The sequence below is a fragment of the Delftia sp. DT-2 genome, assembly GCF_028401915.1.
GTDB classification, from domain to species: domain Bacteria; phylum Pseudomonadota; class Gammaproteobacteria; order Burkholderiales; family Burkholderiaceae_C; genus Comamonas; species Comamonas tsuruhatensis.
Window position 1 is genome coordinate 35,585 of sequence record NZ_JAQOTI010000016.1, and the last position, 26,360, is coordinate 61,944.

The window sequence follows — 26,360 nt, forward strand, 5'->3', positions numbered from 1 at the left end:
GGTCGAACTAGCGATCGAATACTGCCTGCAGGTCCTTCTGCCCCGTCACGCCGGACTGCAGCGCCAGCATCAGCAGGATCCGCGCCTTGGGCGCGCGCAGATCGTCGGCCATGACGGCGCCGGCCTCGAACGAGGTCTTGCCGCCGCCCTCGAAGCCGTAGCTGGGCATGACGCGGCCGTTGTGCACGCGCGTGCTGACGACCACGGGCACGTTCTTGCCGATGGCGTACTTGGCGGCATCGAGCATGGCGACGTTCATGTTGCCCATGCCCAGGGCGTCGATGACGATGCCCTTGACGCCCCGGTCCACCGCCTGGCGCACGGCCTGGCCGTTGGCGCCGCCGTACATGGGGAAGATTTCCACCTCGGGCATGGTCTGCGCCTGGATGGGCAGGTGCTGGCGGCGCGCGGGGGCGGAGGCGAAGCTGACGCGGTCCGGGTAGACCTCGCCCAGAAAGCCGAATTCACCCGAGCGGAAGGTCTCCACGTTGGCCGTGTGTGTCTTGGTAACGTAGCGCGCGGCGTTGATCTGGTTGTTCATGGCCAGCATGGCGCCCTTGTCGCGCGCCTTGGGGTCCACGGCGATGCGCACGGCGTTGAGCAGGTTGCGCGGGCCGTCGAAGTCGGACACCGAGGCATTGCGCTGCGCGCCGATGAGCACGACGGGCTTGGACGACTGCACGGTCAGGTCCAGCCAGAAGGCGGTTTCCTCCAGCGTGTCCGTGCCGTGCGAGACGATGGCGCCAGCCACCTCAGGGCGGGCCAGCGCGGCCTGTACGGCCTGGGTAAGCTGCACCCAGCGGGCCGGGTCCATGTAGTCGGAGGGCACGTTGGACAGGTTGTTGACCTGGATGCGCGCGTACTTGCCCACGTCGGGCACGGTGGCCAGCAGGTCGTCGCCCGAGATCGCGGGCACGGGCGCGTTCTTGACCGGGTCGATCTTCATGGCAATGGTGCCGCCCGTGGCAATGAACTGGACCACGGGCTTGTCCTGGGCGGCGGCGCTGGTAGCAATCATGGGCAGGGTGCAGGCAGTGAGCAGGGCGAGGGCGGTGCGGCGGAAGGCTTTCACGGGTGTTGTCTCCTTGTTGTGATGTCAAGGAGCATGCTAACCATGGCGTGCGGCCGGCCCGCGCTGCCGGCCCTGCGTGAAACCCTGATGGACAGGCGCGGTCAGCGCATCAAAGCGCCAGCGCGGCCTCGATGTCCGTGGACAGCTTGGCCGGCGCATCCTGCGGCGCATAGCGGCGGATGACCTGGCCGTCGCGGCCGACGAGGAATTTGGTGAAGTTCCACTTGATGGCCTTGGTGCCCAGCACGCCCGGCGCCTCGGCCGTGAGCCAGCGGTACAGCGGGTGGGCGTTGGCGCCGTTGACGTCGATCTTGCCCATGAGCGGGAAGCGCACGCCAAAGTTCAGGTCGCAGAAACTGGCGATTTCCGATTCGCTGCCCTTTTCCTGGGAACCGAACTGATTGCACGGAAAGCCCAGCACCACCAGGCCGCGCTCGCCGTACTGCTCATGCAGCGCCTGCAGTCCTGCGTACTGCGGCGTGAAGCCGCAGGCGCTGGCGGTGTTGACGATGAGCAGCACCTTGCCGCGGTAGTCCGACAGGGGGACGGCCTGGCCCGTGATGGAGGTGGCCTCGAAGTCGTAGGCCGAGCGGGGCGCGGCGGCGGTGTCATTCATGCGGTGCTCCTGAAGTGGAGCATCCATGGTAGCGCCGGGACACCCGGGGGCGCGCTGGCCGGGCATGGGGATGCGGACTTGTCTCACAGACAGCAGGCGGCCAAAAACTTACCTTGGAAGGCAACAGGCGGGCACAGCGGCCCGCCTGGTCCCGTTTCGCTGGCAGGTGTTTACAAGCCGCATAGGCGCATGCCTGCCGTAGTTTCCGTCCCACGATGAAGAGGCCACCTGTATGAACGCCAACAGCACCCCCACGAAGCAAGCCAAATCCAACCCCGGCAACGGCCACCTGGCGCTGGACCCCAAGGCCCTGGAGGCTGCCAAGCGCAGCCTGGACGATGGCGCCGTGACCCCGCATTTCGGGCCCTGGCGCGAGGACATCATCAAGCTGCTCAATGACTCGCTGGCCACCGAACTGGTGTGCGTGATGCGCTACAAGCGCCACCACTTCACGGCCGTGGGCCTGGCTTCGCCCGCCATTGCCGACGAGTTCCTGGTCCATGCCAACGAGGAAATGGCCCACGCCGACAAGCTGGCCCAGCGCATCGTGCAGCTGGGCGGCGAGCCCGACTTCAATCCCCAGACGCTGACCCAGCGCAGCCACGCCGACTACAACGGCGAGACGGACCTGAAGGCCATGATCCGCACCAACCTCATCGCCGAGCGCGTGGCCATCGAGGCCTACAGCCAGATGATCGACCTGATCGGCGACAAGGACCCGACCACGCGCCGGCTGATCGAATCCATCCTGGAGCAGGAGCAGGAACACGCGGACGAGCTGTCCGACTGGCTGGAGAAATAAGCACTTCCCGCCAGTACACGCCAGCCCGACAATACCGGGGCTTGGCCCATAGGCAAGGCACCCCGCGCGAGCGGGGTGCCGCTTTTTTGGGCATTCTCTAGCCTTCGCGGAATGGTCCCGCCCTATCGGCCCTGATGTCCTGTCATCAGGGCCGTCTTGCAATATGCGCTTTTCTTTCAATGACTTGAAGCTGCCCAACGCTGTGCTCGCAGCCTGGCAAAGGCTGCTGGCCAGCCGCATCGGCCAGCGCGTGGCGGCCCTGCCCTGGTGGCACCGCTGGCCCACCCGGCGCGAATGGCTGCTGTTCGCCGCTGCGCTGCCGCTGCTGTTCGCGCTGTATGTGCTGGCCCTGATCCCGTTCACGCCCGGCATCCGCGACATACGCAAGGCCAAGCTGGAGCAGCCCGCCCAGATCATGAGCGCGGATGGCAAGCAGCTCGCGCAGTTCAAGCGCAGCAACCGGCAATGGGTGAAGCTCGACGAGATGTCGCCCTCGGTGATCAAGGCGCTGATCGCCACCGAGGACCACCGCTTCTACGAGCACCACGGCATGGATTGGCGCCGCACGCTGGGCTCGGTGGTGCACACGCTGCGCGGCGATCCGCAGGGCGGCTCCACCCTCACCCAGCAGCTCGCACGCAACCTGTACCCGACCGAGATCGGCCGCGCGCCCACGCTCAACCGCAAGCTCAAGGAGGCGATCACGGCCTTCAAGATCGAGGCGCTCTACACCAAGGACGAGATCCTCGAGACCTATCTGAACACCGTGCCCTTCCTCTACAACGCCTTCGGCATAGAGATGGCGGCGCGCACCTATTTCGACAAGCCGGCCGCGCGGCTGACGGTGCTGGAAAGCGCCACGCTGGTGGGCATGCTCAAGGGCACGAGCTACTACAACCCCGTGCTCAACCCCGACCGCGCGCTGTACCGCCGCAACACGGTGCTGTCGCAAATGGTCAAGCGCGGCGTGCTGCAGGAGGCCGAGTTCGCCCAGCTCAAGAAGCGCCCCATGCGCATCAACTTCGAGCGCCAGGAAGAGCCCCTGGGCATGGCGCCGCACTTCGCGCAGCATCTGCGCAAGTGGCTGATCGACTGGGCCGACCGCAACGACTACAACATCTACACCGATGGCCTGGTGGTGCACACCACCATCGACTCGCGCCTGCAGAACTGGGCCAACCAGGCCGTGGCGCGCCAGACGCGCACGCTGCAGGGCGTGGCCAATGGCGCCTGGAGCCAGCGCGACGGCTGGAACGCCTCCAACCCGCTGGTGCAGCAACTCGTGCGAGAGACCCCCGCCTGGCGTGCCGCGCGCAAACGCGCGGACGGCCAAGGCAAGGACAAGGCAACGGACAAGGACAGCGAGGAAGACACCCTCAAGGCCCTGCTGGCCGACAAGGCCTTCATGAAGCAGCTGCGCGAGGACAAGACGCGCGTGCAGGCAGGCTTTGTGGCGCTGAACCCGGCCACCTCCGAAGTGCTGGCCTGGGTGGGCAGCCGCGACTTCACGCAGGACGCCTACGACCATGTGCAGCAGGCACGGCGACAGCCCGGATCCACCTTCAAGCCCTTTGTCTATGGCGCCGCGCTGCAGCAGGGCGCCACCCCCGACGACAAGCGCGTGGACGGCCCCGTGGAAATCAAGCTGCCCGGCGGCGAAGTCTGGCGCCCCACCGACGCCACGCCACCCACGGGCCGCGAGATGACGCTGCGCGACGCCCTGGCCTACTCCAAGAACACCATCACCGCCGAAGTCATGCAGTCCGTGGGCCCCGCCCGCGTGGCGCGCCTGGCGCGCGCCCTGGGTGTGCGCCAGAGCCCGCTGGACGAAGTGCCCGCCCTGGCCCTGGGCAGCAGCCCGGTGTCACTGCTGGAGATGGTCAACGCCTATGCCAGCCTGGCCCACGGTGGCCGCTGGCTGCCGCCCATGATGGTCACGCGCATCGAGGACGCCGAGGGCAAAGTCATTGCCGAATTCAGCCCGCCCAAGCCCGAGCGCGCGCTGGACGAAGACCACGCCTACGCCCTGGTGGACATGCTGCGCGCCGTGGTGGACAAAGGCACGGCCGTGGCCGTGCGCCAGCGCTACGGCATCCACGCCGACGTGGCCGGCAAGACCGGCACCACCCAGGGCAATGCCGATGGCTGGTTCATCCTTATGCACCCGGAAATCGTCACCGGCGCCTGGGCCGGCTTCAACGACCCGCGCATCACCCTGCGCAGCGACCGCTGGGGCCAGGGCTCGCGCAGCGCCCTGCCCATGGTGGGAGACTTCATGTCCCGCGCCCTGCGCAGCCCCGTCATCGACGCCAAGGCCCGCTTCGAGCCGCCCGAACAAAGCCACTGGTGGTCCGACATGGTCGGCCGCCTGCGGGAACGCATGCAGGACTGGTGGCCTGACCAGCAGCCGCCCGCACAGCCCGGCCAACCCGCCACCCCGGAGCCGGCGCCGACACCTGAACCCGCACCCGAGCCCACGGAGCCACCCGGCCCGGGCCTGTCGCCCGGCGAGGAAATCATAGAAAGCACCCCCGCCCTGCCCGCCCCCAGCATCCCCCTCACCCAGGGCACGCTGGGCCCCACGGACCAGCGCGCAGTGCAGGAAGCCACCCCCGCCACACCCGCCCTGCCCGGCGGCGAAGACGCCCCCGCAGGCACCGGCGTGGTGATCACGCCGATCCAGCCCTGACCCGGCTGGCTGTTGGCTGTTACCCAGCCTCCCCCCTTCTGCCCACGCAGGTCGCCCGTAGCGAAGCGAAGGGTCGTGGGCAGTGCGGGGCGCGCTTCTTTGCCTACTTTCTTGCCGCGCGGCAAGAAAGTCGGTCGGCCGCCGGGCCGAAACCCGGCCTCGAAAAACAACCACCCGGCAGGGACAAATCCAGCGAAAGAACCAAAGCACAAAGAGTCACCGCGAAGTCCGCGTATGACTCACATTGGCATCCACAGTCCCAAACACCGTCACCCCACTGCCACTGGACGCCTGGCTCCCCGCCACATCCCCAGGCACCCCGCCCGCGCAACCAGCCAGCCCCACACTCAGGGCCACCAGCACCATCGCGGCCAGCCCACGCATGCCGTATTTCATCGCAATCTCCTTGAACTCCGGCGCAACCGACCGGCACAGCCCATGTTAGCCGCGCCACCCTGCCGCCCCGTGAGCGAAGGTAATCACCCTTCGAGGTAAAGCGCAGCCAGCCGCTCGCGTGCCGCACTGTCGATGCCCAGCGCATCCCGCAGATACCCTTCCATCCCCCCGAAGTCGGCCCGCACCATGTCGGTGGCGGCCGCAAGGTAGGAGGCCTGCACGCGCCACAGCACATCCATCACTTCGGCCGGCATGGGGGCGAAGGTGGTGGCGGGCCGCTGGTAGAGCTGGTTGGTCAGCAGGTAGTCCTGCATCACGGTGTCCTCGTCCACGCCCAGCGCGGTGAGCAGCAAGGCGGCAGCCCAGCCCGTGCGGTCCTTGCCGGCCGTGCAGTGGAAGACCAGCGGATCCTGGCTTTCCAGCAGCAGCTGGAACAACTGTGCAAAGCGCGGTGCGTAGGCGTGCACGAAGCTGCGGTAGGTGTCCTGCATCAGCTCCTCGGCATGGGCGGCCGTGAGGTCGTTGCCTGCGGCGATCAGGGCGCTGGCGCGCTGCACCACGGTGGGCTCGACGATGAGCGCATGGCGGGCAATGCCCGGCCATTCGTAGGCCAGGTGGGCGCTTTCCATCTTGCCCCGGAAGTCCGCGCTGCGCGCGAGCTTCAGGCCCTGCAGCACGTCCAGGTCCGCTGCGCTGAGGCCGGCCAGGTGGTCGGCACGGAACAGCGTGCGCCAGCGCACGCGCCGGCCATCCAGGCCCGCGTAGCCACCGAGGTCTCGGAAGTTGGAGGCGCCGTCCAGGCGGATGGAGCGCGAGGGCGCCGGGGAGGAAGCAGCGGCGGCAGCCGCTGCCGGGGTGAGCATTTCGGTATCCATGCCCGCTAGATTAGCCCAAGCATGTGTTGCCCCCATGTCAGGCCGGCGACCCGCTGGTGTAGAGCTCAAACACTGCCCTCAAAACTGGCGCGCCCCAAAGCCAGGGACACCGAGGAAGGGCCTAAGCCGGCCGCGCCGCCCCGCACCGAGGGTGTCGTCCCCCTCCCTCGCGGAGCGAGTAGAGAGGGGGAAGGCGCGTAAGCGCCTCAGGGGGTGAGATGTTTCCCCACGATGCCGGCCAGCTCGAACATGTTCACGCTGTCCTTGCCGAAGACGGGCCGCAGCTTGTCATCGGCGCGGATGACGCGCTTGTCCTTGGGGTCCTGCAGGTTCTGGGCCTTGACGTATTCCCACAGCTTCTTGACCACCTCGGTACGCGCCACCGTGCCTTCGCCGATGACGGCGGCCAGGGCCGCGCTGGGCTGCAGCGTGCCGGCAGCCGGCTTGCGCGCAGTCTTGGTGGCCGTCTTTGCCGTGGTCTTGGCCGCGGCCTTCTTGGCAGGTGCCTTCTTGGCCGGCGCGCTCTTGGCGGCCGCCGTCTTGCGCGGCGGGTATTTGCTGTCGCGCTGCTCGAACTCGAAGTTCACCTTGCCGGCCGCGCCATCCCACACCAGGAAGGCCTTGAAGCTGCGGCGCGTGCGGTTGGAGACGAACTTGTCCAGCAGGTCGGTCTTGCCGGTCTGCAGCAGCTTTTGCATCTGCTCGCGCTCTATGGGCTGCTGCAGGATGATCTGCCCGCTCTTGAAGTCGCAGCTGGGCGTGGCCTGGGCCAGCGTGGGCACGGCCTTGGCGCAGACGTAGTTGCTGCCGTGCTCGAAGACGGGCGCGCCGCACTTGGGGCAGGGGCCCAGCGATTGCTGGCTGGCGAAGTCCACCAGCTCGCCCGTGTCTTCGGAAGCGGCGTCGTCGCCGAAGTCGAACTCGAGCTTGTAGTTGCCGCCTTCCTCATCGTGCACGATGGTGACCTCGGCCACGAAGGGCCAGCCGGCCTTGGAGCGAAAGCCGTCCAGAGGGCCCAGGCGGCGGTCGCGCAGCAGTTGCTCGGCCTCGGCCGTCTCGAAGGTGCGGCCTGCAGGCGACTTGGTGAACGAGAAGCCGCAGCCCGCGCCCTGGCCGTCGCTGCCCGTGCAGCCGTAGCGGCGGTAGTTCTCCTTGACCACGCCGCCGCAGTTGGGGCAAGGCGTGGACAGGGTGGCGTAGTCGCCGGGCACGGTGTCTCGGTCGTATTCCTTGGCCTTCTTGACCAGCTTTTCCGTCATGGACTGGATCTGCTGCATGAAGGCATCGCGCGAGAGCTGGCCCTTTTCCATCTGGGCCAGCTTGTATTCCCATTCACCGGTGAGGTCGGCGCGCGAGAGCTCTTCCACGCCCAGGCCGCGCAGCAGCGTCATGAGCTGGAAGGCCTTGGCCGTGGGAATCAGCTCGCGGCCTTCGCGCAGCATGTACTTTTCGGTCAGCAGGCCTTCGATGATGGCCGCGCGCGTGGCAGGCGTGCCCAGGCCCTTTTCCTGCATGGCCTCGCGCAGCTCGTCGTCCTCCACCTGCTTGCCCGCGCTTTCCATGGCGCCCAGCAGCGTGGCTTCGGAGTAGCGCGCGGGCGGCTTGGTCTTGAGGCCCTTGGGATCGACCTGGCCGGCGCGCGGCTGCTCGCCGGGCTGCACCGCGACCAGGGGCTGGCCCTTGTCGCCGTCCTTGCCGCCTTCGACCTCGTTGGCGGCCTCCTTGCCGTAGATGGCCAGCCAACCGGGCTTGACCAGGATCTTGCCTTCGGTCTTGAAGCTGTGCTGCTCGACCTTGCTGATGCGCGTGGTCACCTGGTGCTCGGCACTCGGGAAGAACACGGCCATGAAGCGGCGCACGACGAGGTCATAGAGCTTTTGCTCGGCCTCGGACAGGCCGCTGGGCGCCTGCGTGGTCGGGATGATGGCAAAGTGATCCGAGACCTTGCTGTTGTCGAAGATGCGCTTGGTCGGGCGCACGTAGTTCTCGTCCAGCGCCTGCTGGGCAAAGGGCGCCAGGTGGCGCATGCCGCTGCCGGCCAGCATGGCGAAGGTCTGGTGCGCCACGGGCACGTAGTCCTCGGGCAGGGCACGCGAGTCGGTACGCGGGTAGGTCAGGGCCTTGTGGCGCTCGTACAGGCTTTGCGCCAGCGCCAGCGTGGTCTTGGCCGAAAAGCCGAACTTGCCGTTGGCCTCGCGCTGCAGGCTGGTCAGGTCGAACAGCAGCGGGCTGGCCTGGGACGTGGGCTTGGACTCCTCGGTGACCTGGGCCGGCTTGCCGCGCACGGCGTCGGCGATGGCCTGGGCGTCGCGCTGGTTCCAGATGCGGTCGGCGCGGGCTTCCGCATCCTCGCTCTTCTTCCATTGGGGATCGAACCACTTGCCCAGGTACTGGCCGGCCTGCGCGTCGAAGGCGGCATGCACTTCCCAGTAGTCGCGGCTGACGAACTTGCGGATCTTTTCCTCGCGCTCCACCACCAGGGACAGCGTGGGCGTCTGCACGCGGCCCACGGTGGTCAGGAAGAAGCCGCCGTCGCGCGAATTGAAGGCCGTCATGGCGCGCGTGCCGTTGATGCCCACCAGCCAGTCGGCCTCGGAGCGGCTGCGCGCCGCGCTGGCAAGGCCCTGCATCTGGCTGTCGCTGCGCAGGTTCTGGAAGCCGTCGCGGATGGCCTGCGGCGTCATGGACTGCAGCCACAGGCGCTTGACCGGCTTTCCCAGGCCCTTGCCGTCCGGCTTGGCACCTGCAGCGTACTGCTCGATCAGGCGGAAGATCAGCTCACCCTCGCGGCCCGCGTCGCAGGCGTTGATGAGTTCGGTGACGTCCTTGCGCTTGGCCAGCTTGACCACGGCATTGAGCCGGCTCTTGGTCTTGTCCACGGGCTTGAGGTCGAAATACGGCGGAATCACCGGCAGGTTGGCAAAACTCCATTTGCCGCGCTTGACGTCGAATTCCTCGGGCGCCTGGATTTCCACCAGGTGGCCCACGGCGCTGGTCACGACGTAGTGCTCGCTCTCGAAGTATTCATCGTGCTTGTCGAATTTGCCCGCCACCGGAGTCAACGCGCGGACGATGTCCTGCGCGACCGAAGGCTTCTCAGCAATCACCAGGGTCTTTGTCATTGTGTGTACTCGTCATTCCCCGCAGGAGCTGCATGTCGCATGCCTGCGCTTCTACAATCCATGGCTCACGCGTGTACGTACGTGTACGCGCACGCGCATGTGTGCCTATTCAAGTTATCAGAGAAAACATGCCCCGCACAGCTTTGGCCCCTTCCGGCGGCCGCCGTATCCAGACCCGCCGCTCGGGTGTCCATGGCAAGGGCGTCTTCGCCGTGCAGGATCTTGCCGAAGGCGAGGTCCTTGTCGAGTACGTAGGGGAAATCGTCAGCTGGCAGGAAGCCCAGGACAGGCACCCGCACGACCCCAGCCAGCCCAACCATACCTTCTACTTCCACATCGACGAAGACCGCGTGATCGATGCCAACTACGGCGGCAATTCCTCGCGCTGGATCAACCACAGCTGCGCGCCCAACTGCTACACCGACGAGCGCGATGGCCGCATCTTCATCGTCGCACTGCGCAACATCGCCGCCGGCGAGGAGCTGAGCTACGACTACGGCCTGATCATCGACGAACCCTACACCAGGAAGCTGAAGGCCGAGTATCCCTGCTGGTGCGGTGCGGCCACCTGCCGCGGCACGCTGCTGGCGCCCAAGCGCGGCTGGCGTCCGCCCATGCCCGGCGATGCGTTGCCGGCCGGCGCAAAGCCGAAATCGGAAAAGTCTGAAAAGGCAAAGCGGCCCCAAAAACAGCAGGCCCAAGCGCCAAAGCCTTTGGGCAAACCCACCCAAGAGCCGAAGAAGAAATCCGGCACATCCTCGACAAAGGCGGGCGCATGATGGCTTCGTCCCCCATCCACTGGCCTGCGGAGTCGCTGTGGCAGGCCATCGAGCCGCAACTGCCGGGCTTTTCCGTGGAGATCGTGCCCAGCATCGGTTCGACCAACACCGAACTGATGGCACGCGCCCGCGATGGCCGCAACGAACCCGTGCTGCTGGTGACCGAAGTGCAGACCGCCGGCCGGGGCCGGCTGGGCCGCCAGTGGACCAGCGGCGTGGGCGATTCGCTGACCTTCTCGCTGGGCATGCCGCTGGCGCCTGCCGACTGGTCCGGCCTGTCGCTGGCCGTGGGCCTGAGCGTGGCGCAAAGCCTGCAGCCGCAATTGCCCGCCCCGGGCTCGCAGCGCCCGCGCATCGGCCTCAAATGGCCCAACGACCTGTGGATCGACGGCGACCGCAAGCTCGGCGGCATCCTGATCGAGACCGCCAGCTTTGTCGGCAGCGCCGCGCATGAGCCCGGCACGCCGCGCTACGTGGTCGTGGGCATCGGCCTGAATGTGCGCCCCCGCCCCGGCGACGGCATGCGCACGCCGCCGGCCAGCCTGCTGGAGCTGGACGAGCGCCTGGACGCGCCCACCGCCCTGGCCTGCGTGCTGCCGGGACTGGTGTCCGACATCCAGGCCTTTGCCGCCCAGGGCTTTGCGCCGCTGGTGGACCGCTTTGCCCAGCGCGACCTGCTGCGCGGGCGCGCCGTCAATCTCAGCGACGGCGAAAGCGGCATGGCCGAAGGCGTGGGCCGCGATGGCGCGCTGCTGGTGCGCACGGCGCGCGGCCTGCAGGCCATCACCAGCTCGGAAATCAGCGTGCGGCCGGCTGCTGTAGGCTAGAGCGATTGATGCACTAGGCCCGCCGAGAAACGACATGCTGCGAATTGCCTTTCTGCTGCTGGTGCTGGCCAATGCCGGCTACTACCTCTGGAGCCACGGCCAGCTCCAGGCCCTGGGCCTGGCCCCCCCGTCCACGACCGAGCCCGAGCGCCTGGCCCAGCAGGTGCGCCCCGAGGCGCTGAGCCTGCTGAGCGTGGACAACGCATCCACCACGCCCTCGCCGGCCGCCGCCCCGTCCACGCCAGCGCCGGCCCCCACCCCGGCAGGCGGCGAGGAGCCCGCCCCTGCACCCAGGCCCGCCCAGGCTGCAGGCCAGCCCACCAGCTGCCTGGTGGCCACGGGCATCGAAGACCGCCATGCCGAGGCGCTGCGCCGCGGCCTCATCGCCCAGGTCGCCAGCGACCAATGGGACCTGAGCAGCACGCACCAGCCGGGCCGCTGGATGGTCTACATGGGCAAGTTCCCCGACGCCGAATTCCTGGAACGCAAGCGCGCCGAACTGCGCGCCCGCAAGATCGATTTCGACCGTGCGGGCGGTGCGCTGGAGCCGGGCCTGTCGCTGGGCCGCTTTTCCACCGAGGAAGCGGCCACGCGCGAGCTGACCAACTTCGCGCGCCAGGGCGTGCGCACGGCCCGCGTGGTGCAGGAGCGCCCCGACATCACGCTCTACACCCTGCGCCTGCCCCAGGCCACGGCCGCACTGCGCAGCCAGGTCGAGGCCATGGGCGGCAAGGCCTTCGAGGGCAAGCCGTTCAAACCCTGCTGAACCCGTTGGGCACGCCATGCGAAAAGGCCCGCGATCACAGGATCGCGGGCCTTTTTCATTTCAGCCGCCGCGGGTCAGAGCGCGCGCGGGTCGGTGGCCATGAGCTGCTCGACCAATACCTTCAGATCGGTGGTCAGGCGCAGGTAGCCGGCCTGGTCCAGTTCCAGGGTCTGCTCGTTCATGTAGAGCTTGCGGTTGATCTCGATCTGGATGCTGTGGCGGTGCTCGGCAGGCTTGCCGTAGCGGCGCACCAGCTCCACGCCCTTGTAGGGATGGTTGTAGTCCACGCTGTAGCCGCGCTCGCGCAGGAAGGCGCAGATGCGCTCGGACAGCGCGGGGCTGGCCGTGCTGCCGTCGCGGTCGCCGATGACGAAGTCGGCATGCACCAGGCCCGGGTGCAGCGTGGCATGGCTGGCGGCGACGGAAGGCATGGAATGGCAGTTGATGTGGATGCTGTAGCCATGGCGTGCATGGGCGGCGTCAATGGCGCGCTCCACGGCGGCGTGGTAGGGCTTCCAGCAGCGCTCGATGCGCTGCAGCAGCTCGGAGGCCGGCAACTGGCGGTCGTAGATGGGCACGCCCTCGTCGGTGAACTTCCAGATCAGGCCCTTGCCCAGGCGCACCTTCTGCAGCACGACCTGGTCGGTGGTGACGGGCAGCGGCCAGTCGCCTTCGATCATGGTGGTGTCGATCTCGGTGGTGTCGCGGTTGGCATCCAGGTAGATGCGCGGGAAATGCGCCTCCACCCAGCCCACGCCCATGCCTGGCGCAAAGGCATAGATCTTCTCCACATGCGTGTCCTCGGCCTGGCGCAGCGTGGCCAGCGGCAGGCAGGAGCCGAAGTCCTGCGGGTAGACCGTGCCGCTGTGCGGCGAGTCCAGCACCACGGCGCTGGTGCCGGCCACGCTGGTCACCATGGGCTGCGCGGCATCGGCCGCGCCGGAGCCTGCCGCGCCGGGCAGGGATTGCAGGAAGTTCTGACTGATCAGTCGCAGGACGGGATGCATGAGGAAGTGGTCTATCTCGGTTACGCATTGCACCGCTGCGCTGCGGCCAGCCCGCCATGAAACTGGCGCGTCCCAGGCCAGGGACGCCGAGCAAGGGCCGCCCCGCAGCGAGGGCGTCGTCCCCCTCCCGCGAAGCGAGAGAGGGGGAAGGCGCAAAGCGCCTCAGGGGGAGCCTTTAATCCAGCTGGATCTGGGCCGTGGCGGCAATCTTCTTCATCTTGGCCACTTCGCTGGCGATCTGCTTGGTGAAAGCATCGCTGCTGGTGCCGGAGATGTACAGGCCCTGGGCAGCCATGCGCTTTTGCACGGCCGGGTCCTTGAGCGCGGCCGCGATGGCCTTTTGCACGCGGGCGATCTGCTCGGGCGGCGTGCTCTTGGGGGCCACGAGGCCGAACCAGGAAGGATCGTTCAGGTCGGCGTGGCCGGCTTCGGCGTAGGTCTGCACATCGGGCAGCACGTCCAGGCGCTCATGCCAGGACACGGCCAGGGCCTTGACCTTGCCGCCCTTGATGTGGGGCAGCGAGGACGCGACCTGGTCGAAATACACGGGCACCTGGCCGCCGAGCACGTCGTTGATGGCCGGGCCTGCACCACGGTAGGGAATGTGCTGCATCTCGGTGCCCGTGCTCTTCATGAACTGGGCGCCCCACATGTGGCCGATGGTGCCGTTGCCGGGCGTGGCGAAGCTGACCTTGCCGGGGTTGGCCTTCAGGTACTTCACGAACTCGGCAAAGTTGTTGGCAGGCACCAGCTTGGGGTTGATCACGATCACGCCGGGTGCCTTGACGATCTCGGTCACGCCGACGAAGTCGTTGATGGCGTCATAGGGCAGCTTCTTGAACACGGCGGGGTTCACGCCATGGGTGGACAGCGTGGCAATGCCGAAGGTCACGCCGTCGGTGGCACGCGCCACTTCGGCCATGCCGATGGAGCCGCCAGCGCCGGCCTTGTTCTCGATCACCACGGCCTGGCCACCCAGCAGCTTGGGCAGCACGTCCTGCATGTTGCGCGGGACCATGTCGGTGGAACCGCCAGCAGGGAACGGAACGACGATGCGCAGGGGACGGGTGGTTTCCTGGGCGAAGGACATTCCAGGAACGACAGAAGAAGCGGCGATGGAAGCAAGGAAATGGCGTCGTTGCATAGGATCTTTCTTACAAACAAGGTCAGATTAAAAGAAATCTGCTCACAAAAAAAGCAAATACTGTGCCTGTTAATATTCCGAACAGGAATAGTTTCATCATATCCCTGTCATGAGTTTGCGCCGCCTCAACCCGCCCATACATCTGCTGCGCGCCTTCTCCACCGTGGTGCGCTTCGGAGGTGTCTCGCGCGCGGCCGAAGCCTTGCACCTGACGCAAAGCGCAGTCAGCAAGCAGATCCAGGAACTGGAGAAGTGGGTGGGCGTGTCGCTGTTCGAACGCGAGCGCAAGCGGCTGAGCCTGACACCCGCGGGCGAGCGTTATGAGCGCGCAGTGCGCGCCCTGCTGGGCCAACTGGAGGCAGCCACTCTCGAACTCATCACCAGCGATGACAGCCGAGGCGCGCTGCACCTGTCATCGCTGCCGACTTTCGCTGCCAAGTGGCTGATCCCCAGGCTGCCCCAGTTCCAGCAGCGCTATCCACAGATCACCCTGCACTTTGTACCCTACGTACACAGCTACCAATTTGACAGTCCGGGGCTGGACTGCGCGATTTTGTTCGGTGACGGGCACTGGAGCGGCGCGCACGCCCACTATCTGGTGGGCCGCCAGGTCGCGTTGATCGCGCCGCCGCGCGGCTCCGGCCCCGAGGCCCGCATCACCACGCCCCAGGACGTGGCGCGCTGCACGCGGCTGCGCCATGTGACGATTCCCGACGCCTGGGCGCGCTGGAGCGAGGCCCACGGCATCCACGGCATCAGCCCGCTGGCAGGCCCGCAGTTCGACCAGTTCCAGACCATCATCCGCGCCGTCATGGCGGGCATGGGCATCGCCCTGGTGCCGCGCTGCCTGGTGCAGGACGAGATTGCCGCCGGCCTGGTGAACGAGCCCCTGCCCCAGCACGGCTACCAGAGTGCCCTGGGCTACTGGCTGTGCTATCCGGCCGACCGCGCCAACCACGGCACACTGGGCATCTTCCGCAACTGGTTGGTGGACCATGCAGCGCAGACGCCCGGACGGGTGGCGGTGGCGCCTGTGGCCCCCGATGAATCGCCGGCAGATGGGGAACCGGTGCCGCCTACGCCGCAGGCTTAGGCGGCGGCGAGCGCAGTGCCGTGAAGCGCACGCTGAAGCGCGCACCCGGCGGCTGCTGGCCCGGATGCGCATCTTCCAGCACCACCTGGCCGCCATGCTGGCGCGCAATCTCCAGCACGATGGGCAGGCCCAGGCCCGAGCCATCGGCCTCCGAGCCCAGCACGCGGTAGAACGGCTGGAACACCAGCTCGCGCTCGGCCTCGGGCACGCCCGGCCCCGAATCCTCCACCTGCAGCAGCAGGACCTGACCAAAAGGATCGGCCAGCACACGCACGGTGACCATGCCCGGCCGGCTGCTGGTGGAAGGCGTGTAGTTGATGGCGTTGTCCACGAGGTTGCGCACCAGCTCGGTCAGCAGCGTGGCATTGCCCTGCAGCCAGACGCCGGCGGCCGAGGACTCGGCGCCGTCATAGCCCAGGTCCACATGCTTGTCCATGGCGCGCGGCAGGCAGTCGCGCACCACGTCGGTGACGATGCGCACCAGGTTGCACGGCTGCATGGCCAGGCCCCGCCCCAGGCCCGCGCTCTCGGCACGCGCCAGCGCCAGCAACTGGTTGACGGTGTGCGTGGCACGGATGCTGGAGCGCGCGATCTGGGCCAGGGACTGACGCAGCTCGCCCGTACTCACGCCTTCGCGCTGGGCCAGTTCGGCCTGCATGCGCAGCCCGGCCAGCGGCGTCTTGAGCTGGTGGGCCGCGTCGGCCAGGAAGCGCTTTTGCGTGGCCAGCGAGTCGCCCAGGCGGCCCAGCAGGTCATTGACCGAATCCACCAGCGGCACGACTTCCAGCGGCACGTCCTTGTGGTTGATGGGCGAAAGGTCCTCGGGCCGGCGCGCGCGGATGCGCTCCTCCAGCCGGTGCAGCGGCTTGATGCCGCGCGCCAGCGCCAGCCACACCAGCAGCGCGGCCAGCGGCAGGATGACGAACTGCGGCAGCATCACGCCCTTGATGATTTCCGTGGCCAGCACGCTGCGCTTTTCGCGCGTCTCGGCCACCTGAACCAGGGCCTGCGGTTCGCCCGGCAGGGGCATGCGCACCCAGACATGGGCCACGCGCAGATCGATGCCGCGAAATTCCGCATCGCGCAGCTGCACGGTGCCGCCGGACGGCAAGCCTGGAGGCGCCGCGCCAGTCAGAGCCTCGTCGGGCTCGGGCGGCGGCGGCAGGTCGCGCTCGCCGGCCAGGTATTCGCCCTTCACGCCCAGCACCTGGAAATACACGGTGTCCGACTCGTCGGCACGCAGGATCTCGCTGGCCGACTGCGGCAGGTTGAACAGCACCTTGCCGTGCTGCACCATCACCAGCTGGGCCAGCGCCTGGGCGTTGTATTCCAGCGCGCGGTCGAAGGGTTTGTTGGCCAGGCCCTGGGCCACCAGCCAGGTCAGCGCCAGGCTCACGGGCCACAGCAGCAGCAGCGGCGTGAGCATCCAGTCAAGGATCTCGCCGAACAGGGAGCGCTGTTCACGCTGGAAGATTTTCATCGGCGGGCAGCCCCTTACGACGGGTTCACGGCCCCGCGGCAACCACCACTATGCGCAGGCAAGCCAACCCGGGCCTGACAGCCACGGCTGCGGCCTCAGGACGCGATCTTCTCAAGGCAGTAGCCCAGGCCGCGCACGGTGGCGATGCGGATGGGGCCGCGCTCTATCTTCTTGCGCAGCCGGTGGATGTAGACCTCGATGGCGTTGTTGCTGACTTCGTCGCCCCACTCGCACAGGCGCTCGACCAACTGGTCCTTGCTGACCAGCCGGCCGGCCCGCTGCAGCAGCACTTCCAGCAGGCCCAGCTCGCGCGCCGACAGCTCGACCATCTTGCCGTCGATGGTGGCCACGCGGCCGGCCTGGTCGTAGACCAGCGGGCCGTGCTTGATGGTGCTGCTGGCGCCGCCCATACCGCGCCGCGTGAGGGCGCGCACGCGCGCCTCCAGCTCGGACAGCGCAAACGGCTTGGCCATGTAGTCGTCGGCACCGTAGTCCAGCCCCTGCACGCGCTCTTCCACGCTGTCGGCCGCCGTGAGGATGAGCACCGGCAGCGCATCGCCGCGGCCGCGCAGCTTCTTGAGCACTTCGAGACCGTGCATCTTGGGCAGGCCCAGGTCCAGGATCAGCAAATCGAATTCGCTGCTGGTCATCAGCGCGGTGTCGGCCTCGCTGCCATTGGCCACATGGCTGACCACGGCGCCCGAGCCGCGCAGGCTGCGCAGCAGGCCATCGGCCAGGACCTGGTCGTCTTCGGCAATCAGAATGCGCATGGGGGATGTCTCCTGTAATGCAGGCGCGCTCTGGGAGTTGGAAATGCGCGCCTTTAATTCCCAGGATTCTAGGATGCGCCCCGCAGTGCGGGCAGGGACCTTACCCGAGTGAGCCGCCGCCCGCGTAGGCCTCCAGCCCCAGCGCCACCACGGTGGCGATGTCGTCGCCGACTTCCTCGCGGAATTCGGCCTCGGCCTGGGAGACGGCGTCATGGAAAGCCTGCAGCCAGGCCAGGCCCGCTGGCGTGAAGCGGATGCGGCGCGCGCGCGCATCGCGCTCGTCGCTCTCGCGCGTGACCAGGCCCCAGGCCTCGCACTGGGCCACCAGGTCGCCCATGGACTGCTTGGTCATGCCTGCGCGCTCTGCCAGGTCCGTCAGCCGGTCGCCAGCCAGCGACAGATGCCGCGTGATGTGGATATGGGCCGCCCCCACCTTGTCGCGCGCAGCGAGGTTGGACAGTGCCAGCGGCACCTCCACATCGCGCGCCATGAGCTGCAGCACACGCGCGTCGAACCGCCGCATGGCATGGCCCAGCAACCGGCCCAGGTGGGTCTGGCGCCAGGCGTCGGCGGGCGGCGTGACGGGGGAAAGCTCACTCATGGATGCATTGTGGAGGCAAATCCAACAAGTCAGGAAAACTGACTAAAAACACCAACAAATCAAGACAGCAAGCCCATAAACTACTGTTCAAGCATCCAGCCTGAATGCAAATACAGAGCTGAATCCATACCCAACCCAGGAGTCCGCATGAACACCGCCGTCACCACCGCCAACAGTGAAAAAGCCAAGGCCCTGCAGGCCGCACTCGCCCAGATCGAAAAGCAGTTCGGCAAGGGCACGATCATGCGCCTGGGTGAAGGCGAAGCCATCCAGGACATCCAGGTCGTCTCCACCGGCTCGCTGGGCCTGGACATCGCCCTGGGTGTGGGCGGCCTGCCCCGTGGCCGCGTGATCGAGATCTACGGCCCTGAATCCTCGGGCAAGACCACGCTGACGCTGCAGGTCATCGCCGAAATGCAAAAGCAGGGTGGCACCTGCGCCTTCATCGACGCAGAACACGCGCTGGACACCAGCTATGCCCAGAAGCTGGGCGTGAACCTCAACGAAGTGCTGATCAGCCAGCCCGACACCGGCGAGCAGGCCCTGGAAATCGTGGACAGCCTGGTGCGCTCGGGCGCCGTGGACATGATCGTCGTGGACTCGGTGGCCGCACTGACACCGCGCGCCGAAATCGAAGGCGAGATGGGCGACCAGCTGCCCGGCCTGCAGGCCCGCCTGATGAGCCAGGCGCTGCGCAAGCTGACCTCCACCATCAAGAAGACCAATTGCATGGTCATCTTCATCAACCAGATCCGCATGAAGATCGGCGTGATGTTCGGCAGCCCCGAAACCACCACGGGCGGCAATGCGCTGAAGTTCTACGCCTCGGTCCGCCTGGACATCCGCCGCACCGGCACCATCAAGAAGGGCGACGAAGCCATCGGCAACGAAACCAAGGTCAAGGTCGTCAAGAACAAGGTCTCGCCCCCGTTCAAGACCGCCGAGTTCGACATCCTCTTCGGCGAAGGCATCTCGCGCGAAGGTGAAATCCTGGACATGGGCGTCAACGCCAAGATCCTCGACAAGTCGGGGGCCTGGTACGCCTACAACGGCGAAAAGATCGGCCAGGGTCGCGACAACGCCCGCGAATTCCTGCGCGAGAACAGCGGCCTGGCCGTGGAGATCGAGAACAAGGTGCGCGACAGCCTGGGCATTGCCCTGCTGCCCACGGCCGGCGGCGATGCCCCCGAAGCCAAGGCCGCCAAGGGCGCCAAGGCCAAGGCCGACAAGGACGGCGTGATCGAAGCCTGAGCGCCCAGACCCCTCACAGCAGGCGCCGCCGCGCCTGCACACACTGTGTTTGCCATCTTGGCGCAGGCTCACGTCTGCGCCTTTTTTATCGCCGGGACGCCCCAAGGCAAAAAAGCGGCCCCCTTGGGAGGCAGCGGACCTTGCGCAGCAAGGGGAGCGTGGGGGCCTTTTTTATTCGGGATGATTCAGGAGACATTGCCGCATGGGATTCGCCAAGCTGTCGCTCAAGGGCCGGGCGCTCAAGCTGCTGGGCCAGCGCGAACATTCACGGCTGGAGCTGGAACGCAAGCTCGCCCCCCATGTGGAGGAAGGCGAGGACCTGGGCGCCATGCTCGACGCGCTGGAGCAGCGCGGCTTCATCAGCGCCGAGCGCGTGGCCGAGTCCGTGCTGCATCGCAAGGCCGCGCGCTTTGGCACATCGCGCGTGGTGCAGGAGCTGCGCAGCAAGGGGCTGGACGATGGCCTGGTGCGCGCCGCCGCAGAACAATTGCGCGCCACCGAACTGCAGCGCGCCCATGCCGTATGGCGCCAGCGCTTCGGCTCACCGCCGGCCACCCCGCAGGAACGCCTCAAGCAGATGCGCTTTCTGGCCGCGCGCGGCTTTGGCGGAGAAATAGCGAGCAAGGTGCTGCGCGGGCGCAGCGAAGACTGGGATGACGGAGCTGCAGACGAAGGCAACTAATCCACGCGCCGGGTTGCGCCCCAGCACACCAGCGACCCCACGGTCACCAGCGCCACGCCCTGCCAGAAGCCCCAGCCCGGCTGCACCTGCAGCCAGGCACTGGCCAGCAAGGCAGAGAACACGGGCGTGAAGTACGAGGCCGCCGCCATCACGGCCAGATGCCCGTGCTGTATGCCGTGCTCCCAGCAGCTGTAGCCCATGGCCGTGAGCCCGCCCACGCCCAGCAGCTGCAGCACCACGGTGCCTGACCAGTGCATGCCGCCTTCGCCACCCAGCCACAGCCACTTGATCCACAGCGCCAGCGCAGTCCAGATCAGGAACAACCCCACGGCATTGTGCCCCCCACCCCAGCGCCGAGCAGCCAGCGAATAGCAGGGCCACAGCAGGGCCGCGCCAAAGGCGAGTCCATAGGCCAGCGGATTGGCCAGCATGTGGTCTGCCATGTCATGCATCTGCAGGGACTCGCCGCCCAGCACGCGCGTCAGACCCCACAGGCACAGCAGCACGCCGGGCCACAGCCACCAGCGCGCATGCTGCTGGCGCAGCAGCACCGCCAAGACGATGGTCAGGCTGGGCCACAGGTAATTGATCAGCCCCAGCTCCAGTGCCTGGGCGCGGTCCTGCGCCAGACCGATCGCCAGCGACAGACAGATTTCATAGACCGCAAACAGCAGGCCGCAGCCCCAGAAGTAGGCCGGATGCATGGCCCGCCACTGCGACGGCCTGGGCAGGCCGCGCACGGCGGCCACGCACAAGGCGCTGACCGTATAGAGCATGGCAGCACCGCCCACGGCGCCCAGCGGCTCGGCCACCGAGCGCATCAGGCCCACGGTGCAGCTCCAGCACACCACGGCCAGCAGGCCGATGGCGGTGGCCCGGCCTGCGGCTGCAGGGGAACTGCTGTGCGCTGAAGACATGGGAAAGGCTGCGCGCGGCAGGTCAGTGCGGCTGCAGCACCTGGCGCAGCGAGCGGTAAAGCGCGTCCGAGCCGTGCGCGCGGTTGTCCGCATCGAAGGAGAACTCGTTGCTGGACTGCGTGCCGGTCGCGTCCTCGGGACGCGCCTCCATGAAGAAGGACAGGAAGCGCGCGCCCTGGCGGCGGTGCATGGTCAGCACTTTCTCCAGCCGCTGCGGCGACAGTGCCACCAGCGGATGGAACTCCGTCACGCCATAGGCCGTGTGGCCATAGCGGCGCAGCATCTGGCCGACCAGCGGCCCATAGGTGTCTTCGCCATACAGGCTGACACCCAGGGACAGCCCCGGCATGCGTTGCAGGCTGCGCTCCACGGCGTAGCGGCTGGCGTCCCAGCTCGGATTCGCATGGGGGTTGAGCTGGTGGGCAAAGCGAGGCACCCGGCCCAGGCAGCCGTGCCCGATGTGCTCGGAAAAGCCCTGGATATAGTCGGCCACCTGCTGCTCGCGAAAATCGTTCCAGTCCGTCACCAGCGGGTTGTAGAACAGCGCCAGCCGGTCCTGCGGGCTGTCCACCCAGAACTCCACACCATCGGGCAGCTTGCCGAAGTCAGGCAAGGCCTCGGCGGCATGGGGCCTGGGCTCGCCCTGGTGGCGGTCCATCACGGCGATCTGGCGCGTGGCCAGCAGGCCCAGGCTGCGCCCGCCGGCCTGCAGCACCACGTCGATGCGGTGCAGGCCCTCGCCCAGCGCCGGATAGCGGATGTCGGCACGCCAGCCCACATCGGGCGTGAGGAAATCAGGCTTGGCCTGGGCCACATCCTGGCGGTGCATGTGCACGGGGGCGTGCGAGTAGGGGCGCCCGTCCACGAAGACGGCCACGGCCAGTTGCTTTTGCAGCTTCGCGTCGGGCGAGTGGACCCAGCCGGACACCGGGACCGTGCCAGCCGCATAGCTGTCGATGTGCTGGAAGAAGTTCTGCAGCGGCTCGCTGCGGATGTTGCGCGACGGAGGCTCCACCGCATCGAAGCTGGCGAACTCCGACTTCAGATGGGCATTGAGCCGCGCAATGTCGCCATAGCGCTGGCGCAGGAATGCATGGAAGCCCGCCACGGATGCAGGGCTGTAGTCGGTGACCGCATAGCCTTCGGCCGCGAACCCCATGCCGGCCTCGAAACCCGGGAACAGCTGGTGCGTCTCGCCCAGCACGGTGAGCGCACGCAGCGGATGCATGGCGGCATCGCCCGCAGCGCACATGCGCTCGGCCAGGGCATCAACCACCAGCTTGCGCACGCGCGTGATTTCATTGTCCTGCCGCGCAACCGACCACGGGAAGATGCGCGCGCCCAGATAGGTGTCCAGCGGCAGCGGTCCCTTGGGCGTCCAGGCCAGATTGGCGGGATCGGCGGCCAGGCGCTCCTCGGCCTGGGAGTGCACCTCGAAATGCGTGGCGAACAGGTAGAGCACCACGGGCCGCTGCGCCTGCGCCACCGTGCGCACCACGCGGTCCAGCGCCTCGCCCCGGACTTCCCAGGCCCGGCCGTTCCACTGCACATAGCGCAGCAGAGGCACGCTGAGCGTATAGCCCAGCTCCAGCCCCTCGCCCTGCGGCCGGCCCAAGCGCTGCAGCGTGGCTTTCACCATTTCCGCGGCCGAGCCCTGAGGGCCCAGGCAACTGGCAGGCACCTGCTGGAATTCCTTGGGAAAATCCTCGCGCAGCCCGTCCTGCACCAGGCAGGCTTCCATATTGCCCAGCAGCGGACTCAGCAGCAGGCGCGATGAGGAAGGCAATGCCGGCCGCAGCTTCCAGGCGAACACAACGATCAGCAGACACAGCACGGCCAGGGCCAGTACATGGCCCCAGACCGGACCGCGCCGGCCCGGCAAGGACGGGGGCGCGGGGGGCCTCACAGGCCCAGCATGATCTGCAGGTTCTGCACGGCGGCGCCGCTGGCGCCCTTGCCCAGGTTGTCCAGACGGGCGATCAGCACGGCCTGGCGGTACTGCTCATTGGCGAACACACGCAGCTCCAGCTTGTTCGTGTCGGTCAGCGTATCGGCAGCCAGCTTCATGTCTTCGGTGGGCGGCAGCACCGACACCCATTGCTCGGGCGTGTTGGTCGCCGCGTAGTGGGCGGCCAGCGCATCGTGCAGATCGGCGGCCTTGGGCGCGCCCGGCAGCAGGTCCAGATGCAGGGGCAGTTGCACCAGCATGCCCTGGCGGAAATTGCCCACGGCAGGAATGAAGACCGGGCGGCGCGTCATGCCCGTGTAGTGCAGGATTTCGGGAATGTGCTTGTGCGACAGGCCCAGCGCATAGGCCTCGTAAGGCGCGGCCGTGCCGGCCTCGTAGGCTTCGATCATGCTGCGGCCGCCGCCCGAGTAGCCGGACACCGAGGGCAGGCTCAGCGGGTAGTCGGCTGGAATGAGGCCTGCCGCCACCAGCGGGTGCAGCAGTGCGATGGCGCCCGTGGCATAGCAGCCGGGGTTGGCCACGCGCGTGGCAGCCTTGACGGCTTCCAGCTGGCCCTTGCGCAGCTCGGGAAAGCCGTAGACCCAGCCCGGCGCCACGCGGTGGGCGGTGGAGGCATCGATGATCTTGATGGCGCGGCCGGTCTCGGCCTCGATGGCGTCGACCATGGCCACGGTTTCGCGCGCAGCGTCGTCATGCAGGCACAGGATGACCAGGTCCACGCCGGCGATCAGCGCACGCTTGGCAGCAGGATCCTTTCGCAGCTCGGGCGCAATGCTGACCAGCTCCACGCCGGACAGATCGACCAGACGCTCACGGATCTGCAGCCCTGTCGTGCCTGCTTCGCCATCGATAAAGACTTTTGCCATCGCTGTATTTCTCCTGCTGCGCGGCCCTCCTGGAGCCGCTGCGGCACCATTGCCGCGTTCCAGCTGCGGATTCTCACCGAAACCGGGTCCCCCTGCGCCCGTTGTCGCAAAACGGTTGGCAGCGGCGATCCAGGGCCGCTGACATGCGCCTGTTACAAACGGCGGGCAGGGCCGCCTGCAGATCCTCTATAAGACAAAAGAGCTGTGGCGTCTGGAGGAAATGTCGGGAAACCGTCTTTTCCCTGACATATCAATGCATTGCACAGTTCCTGGCATGCTGCTTGGCCCGCAGGAAATTGTGGATTCTGCGCATGGGGGCGTGTCGGATGGCGCAGTGCAGCATGGTACATTCGGCGATTGCCAGGTCACTCCGCCTTGAGGCAGCACCCCAGGGCTACCGGGTCAATCCCCCCCTATTTGTTTGAGAGAGACATCATGAAGATTCATGAATACCAAGGCAAGGACATCTTGCGTCAGTTTGGTGTGCCTGTACCTCGCGGTATCCCTGCGTTCACAGTGCAAGAGGCCGTCGAGGCCGCCCAGAAGCTCGGCGGCCCCGTGTGGGTCGTGAAGGCCCAGATCCACGCTGGTGGTCGCGGCAAGGGCGGCGGCGTGAAGGTTGCCAAGAGCATCGACGACGTCAAGGCACTGGCTGGCCAGATCCTGGGCATGCAGCTGGTAACGCACCAGACCGGCCCCGAAGGCCAGAAGGTCCGCCGCCTGTACATCGAAGACGGCGCCGACATCCAGAAGGAATACTACCTGTCGTGCGTGACCGACCGCGCCACGCAGAAGGTGGCCTTCATCGCTTCGAGCGAAGGCGGCATGGACATCGAGGAAGTGGCCCACTCCACGCCCGAGAAGATCATCACCATCTTCGTCGATCCCCTGGTCGGTCTGACCCAGGCCCAGGGCGAAGAGCTGGCCAAGGGCATCGGCATGCCTGCCGACTCCACTGCCCAGTTCATCGACATCTGCCAGAAGCTCTACAAGTGCTACATGGACACGGATGCCTCGCTGGTCGAGATCAACCCCCTGAACCGTGACAGCAAGGGCAATGTCATTGCCCTGGACGCCAAGTTCAACTTCGACGCCAACGCCCTGTTCCGCCTGCCCGAAATCGTGGCACTGCGCGACCTGGACGAAGAAGATCCCGCCGAAGTCGAAGCCTCCAAGTTCGATCTGGCCTACATCTCGCTGGACGGCAACATCGGCTGCCTGGTCAACGGTGCCGGCCTGGCCATGGCCACCATGGACACCATCAAGCTGTTCGGCGGCGAGCCGGCCAACTTCCTGGACGTGGGCGGCGGCGCCACCCCCGAGAAGGTCACCGAAGCCTTCAAGATCATGCTGAAGAACCCCAAGGTCGAAGGCATTCTGGTCAACATCTTCGGCGGCATCATGAAGTGCGACACCATCGCCACCGGCGTGATCACTGCCTGCAAGGCCGTGAACCTGCAAGTGCCCCTGGTCGTGCGCATGAAGGGCACGAACGAAGAACTGGGCAAGAAGATGCTGGCCGAGTCCGGCCTGCCCATCATCAGCGCCGACACCATGGCCGAAGCGGCCACGAAGATCGTCGAAGCCGTCAAGTAAGCAGGCCCGGAGAACACACCATGTCTATCTACATCAATAAAGACACCAAGGTCATCACCCAAGGCATCACGGGCAAGACGGGCCAGTTCCACACGGAAAAATGCATCGAGTACGCGAACGGCAAGAACTGCTTCGTGGCCGGTGTGAACCCCAAGAAGGCCGGCGAAAAGATCTTCGACGTGCCAATCTACGCCTCCGTCAAGGAAGCCGCACAAGGCACGGGCGCCACGGTCTCCGTGATCTACGTTCCCCCCGCAGGCGCTGCCGCCGCGATCTGGGAAGCCGTGGAAGCCGACCTGGACCTGGCCATCTGCATCACCGAAGGCATCCCCGTCCGTGACATGCTGGAAGTGCGCAACAAGATGCGCGCCAAGGAAGCTGCAGGCGGCAAGCGCACCCTGCTGCTGGGCCCCAACTGCCCCGGCCTGATCACGCCCGACGAGATCAAGATCGGCATCATGCCCGGCCACATCCACAAGAAGGGCCGCGTCGGCGTGGTCAGCCGCTCCGGCACGCTGACCTACGAAGCCGTGGCTCAGCTGACCGAACTGGGCATTGGCCAGTCGTCGGCCGTGGGCATCGGCGGTGACCCGATCAACGGCCTCAAGCACATCGACGTGATGAAGGCCTTCAACGACGATCCCGACACCGACGCCGTCATCATGATCGGCGAAATCGGCGGTCCCGACGAAGCCGAAGCTGCCCGCTGGTGCAAGGACAACATGAAAAAGCCCATCGTCGGCTTCATCGCTGGTGTCACCGCCCCTCCCGGCAAGCGCATGGGCCACGCCGGCGCGCTGATCTCCGGCGGCGCCGACACGGCCGACGCCAAGCTGGCCATCATGGAAGAGTGCGGTTTCGTCATCACCCGCAATCCCTCCGAAATGGGCCGCCTGCTCAAGGGCCTGATCTAAGCGGCACCGGTTCTGCGTGACATCCAGGGTTCGCCCCAGGAAGAAATTACGCAGAATTACGAATCGGTAAGGCGGCAAGTCCGCCCTACACTGACGACTCCAAAAAAGAAAAAGCGCCAGAGGCTA

Annotated in this window: 22 protein-coding genes; 10 read left to right on the plus strand and 12 right to left on the minus strand. The window is 66.9% G+C overall.

Features of this window, described 5'->3' with window-relative positions; all coding sequences use genetic code 11:
* Nucleotides 1–7 precede the first annotated feature (7 nt).
* Together PO605_RS25050 and PO605_RS25055 are read right to left on the minus strand one after the other, a co-directional pair.
* Nucleotides 8–1,072 (minus strand): asparaginase, encoded by a 1,065-nt coding sequence (locus PO605_RS25050; RefSeq protein WP_016452086.1) that lies wholly within the window; start codon nt 1,070–1,072, stop codon nt 8–10.
* Nucleotides 1,073–1,181: 109 nt separating this feature from the next.
* Nucleotides 1,182–1,688, minus strand: coding sequence for a glutathione peroxidase (locus PO605_RS25055; protein ID WP_013804566.1), 507 nt, complete (start codon nt 1,686–1,688; stop codon nt 1,182–1,184).
* A gap of 232 nt (nt 1,689–1,920) precedes the next feature.
* On the opposite strand from PO605_RS25055, the gene PO605_RS25060 reads away from it, so the two are divergent.
* A complete protein-coding gene (locus PO605_RS25060) occupies nt 1,921–2,490 on the plus strand; it encodes a ferritin-like domain-containing protein (RefSeq protein ID WP_017405563.1) in 570 nt (189 codons plus the stop codon).
* 163 nt (nt 2,491–2,653) lie between these two features.
* The gene (locus PO605_RS25065) at nt 2,654–5,179 is read left to right on the plus strand and encodes a penicillin-binding protein 1A (protein ID WP_272207047.1); all 2,526 of its coding nucleotides are present in this window, start codon (nt 2,654–2,656) and stop codon (nt 5,177–5,179) included.
* A gap of 479 nt (nt 5,180–5,658) precedes the next feature.
* Here the strand turns inward: PO605_RS25065 and PO605_RS25070 are convergent, their stop codons facing one another.
* Together PO605_RS25070 and PO605_RS25075 are read right to left on the minus strand one after the other, a co-directional pair.
* On the minus strand, nt 5,659–6,438 hold the full coding sequence (locus PO605_RS25070; RefSeq protein WP_016454230.1) for a tyrosine-protein phosphatase: 780 nt from the start codon (nt 6,436–6,438) through the stop codon (nt 5,659–5,661).
* Nucleotides 6,439–6,656: 218 nt separating this feature from the next.
* Nucleotides 6,657–9,572: a DNA topoisomerase III gene (locus PO605_RS25075; protein WP_034368856.1), complete on the minus strand. Its 2,916-nt coding sequence runs from the start codon at nt 9,570–9,572 to the stop codon at nt 6,657–6,659.
* A 128-nt stretch (nt 9,573–9,700) separates the two neighbouring features.
* Between PO605_RS25075 and PO605_RS25080 the strand changes: the two genes are divergently transcribed.
* From PO605_RS25080 to PO605_RS25090, 3 genes are read left to right on the plus strand one after another with little or no spacing between them, the layout of a single operon-like run.
* Nucleotides 9,701–10,351 carry an SET domain-containing protein gene (locus tag PO605_RS25080; protein WP_016449408.1) on the plus strand — a complete coding sequence of 217 codons (651 nt, stop codon included), beginning with the start codon at nt 9,701–9,703 and terminating at the stop codon, nt 10,349–10,351.
* A complete protein-coding gene (locus PO605_RS25085) occupies nt 10,348–11,178 on the plus strand; it encodes a biotin--[acetyl-CoA-carboxylase] ligase (protein WP_016449407.1) in 831 nt (276 codons plus the stop codon). The genes PO605_RS25080 and PO605_RS25085 overlap by 4 nt, the downstream gene beginning before the upstream one ends.
* A 34-nt stretch (nt 11,179–11,212) precedes the next feature.
* A complete protein-coding gene (locus PO605_RS25090; protein WP_047218929.1) occupies nt 11,213–11,944 on the plus strand; it encodes a hypothetical protein in 732 nt (243 codons plus the stop codon).
* 74 nt (nt 11,945–12,018) lie between these two features.
* Here the strand turns inward: PO605_RS25090 and PO605_RS25095 are convergent, their stop codons facing one another.
* Together PO605_RS25095 and PO605_RS25100 are read right to left on the minus strand one after the other, a co-directional pair.
* On the minus strand, nt 12,019–12,951 hold the full coding sequence (locus PO605_RS25095; protein ID WP_047218928.1) for an N-formylglutamate amidohydrolase: 933 nt from the start codon (nt 12,949–12,951) through the stop codon (nt 12,019–12,021).
* 175 nt (nt 12,952–13,126) lie between these two features.
* Nucleotides 13,127–14,095, minus strand: coding sequence for a Bug family tripartite tricarboxylate transporter substrate binding protein (locus PO605_RS25100; protein WP_026062916.1), 969 nt, complete (start codon nt 14,093–14,095; stop codon nt 13,127–13,129).
* A 109-nt stretch (nt 14,096–14,204) separates the two neighbouring features.
* Between PO605_RS25100 and PO605_RS25105 the strand changes: the two genes are divergently transcribed.
* Nucleotides 14,205–15,188: a LysR substrate-binding domain-containing protein gene (locus PO605_RS25105; protein ID WP_047474584.1), complete on the plus strand. Its 984-nt coding sequence runs from the start codon at nt 14,205–14,207 to the stop codon at nt 15,186–15,188.
* On the opposite strand, the gene PO605_RS25110 is transcribed toward PO605_RS25105, so the two are convergent.
* From PO605_RS25110 to PO605_RS25120, 3 genes are all read right to left on the minus strand, one after another.
* The gene (locus tag PO605_RS25110; protein ID WP_047326381.1) at nt 15,172–16,668 is read right to left on the minus strand and encodes a sensor histidine kinase; all 1,497 of its coding nucleotides are present in this window, start codon (nt 16,666–16,668) and stop codon (nt 15,172–15,174) included. The two genes, PO605_RS25105 and PO605_RS25110, sit on opposite strands and share 17 nt — an antisense overlap.
* A gap of 95 nt (nt 16,669–16,763) precedes the next feature.
* On the minus strand, nt 16,764–17,438 hold the full coding sequence (locus PO605_RS25115; RefSeq protein ID WP_012202808.1) for a response regulator: 675 nt from the start codon (nt 17,436–17,438) through the stop codon (nt 16,764–16,766).
* A gap of 100 nt (nt 17,439–17,538) precedes the next feature.
* The gene (locus tag PO605_RS25120) at nt 17,539–18,039 is read right to left on the minus strand and encodes a MarR family winged helix-turn-helix transcriptional regulator (RefSeq protein ID WP_016449401.1); all 501 of its coding nucleotides are present in this window, start codon (nt 18,037–18,039) and stop codon (nt 17,539–17,541) included.
* Between the two features lie 147 nt (nt 18,040–18,186).
* Between PO605_RS25120 and recA the strand changes: the two genes are divergently transcribed.
* On the plus strand, nt 18,187–19,290 hold the full coding sequence (gene recA / locus PO605_RS25125; protein WP_016449400.1) for a recombinase RecA: 1,104 nt from the start codon (nt 18,187–18,189) through the stop codon (nt 19,288–19,290).
* A 202-nt stretch (nt 19,291–19,492) separates the two neighbouring features.
* Complete coding sequence (gene recX / locus PO605_RS25130) at nt 19,493–19,972, plus strand: recombination regulator RecX (protein WP_047474582.1); 480 nt, start codon at nt 19,493–19,495, stop codon at nt 19,970–19,972.
* Here the strand turns inward: recX and yddG are convergent.
* From yddG to argC, 3 genes are read right to left on the minus strand one after another with little or no spacing between them, the layout of a single operon-like run.
* Nucleotides 19,969–20,889, minus strand: coding sequence for an aromatic amino acid DMT transporter YddG (gene yddG, locus PO605_RS25135; protein WP_047474580.1), 921 nt, complete (start codon nt 20,887–20,889; stop codon nt 19,969–19,971). The genes recX and yddG overlap by 4 nt on opposite strands.
* 22 nt (nt 20,890–20,911) lie before the next feature.
* Nucleotides 20,912–22,795, minus strand: a complete 1,884-nt coding sequence (locus PO605_RS25140) for a hypothetical protein (RefSeq protein WP_016449397.1) — start codon at nt 22,793–22,795, stop codon at nt 20,912–20,914.
* Nucleotides 22,792–23,724 carry an N-acetyl-gamma-glutamyl-phosphate reductase gene (argC, locus tag PO605_RS25145; protein WP_047474578.1) on the minus strand — a complete coding sequence of 311 codons (933 nt, stop codon included), beginning with the start codon at nt 23,722–23,724 and terminating at the stop codon, nt 22,792–22,794. Before argC ends, PO605_RS25140 begins: the two co-directional genes overlap by 4 nt.
* A gap of 435 nt (nt 23,725–24,159) precedes the next feature.
* Between argC and sucC the strand changes: the two genes are divergently transcribed.
* Together sucC and sucD are read left to right on the plus strand one after the other, a co-directional pair.
* Nucleotides 24,160–25,320, plus strand: a complete 1,161-nt coding sequence (sucC, locus tag PO605_RS25150; RefSeq protein ID WP_016449395.1) for an ADP-forming succinate--CoA ligase subunit beta — start codon at nt 24,160–24,162, stop codon at nt 25,318–25,320.
* A gap of 20 nt (nt 25,321–25,340) precedes the next feature.
* Entirely contained in the window at nt 25,341–26,234 is an 894-nt protein-coding gene (sucD, locus tag PO605_RS25155; protein WP_016449394.1) for a succinate--CoA ligase subunit alpha, read from the plus strand.
* The last annotated feature ends 126 nt before the right edge of the window (nt 26,235–26,360 follow it).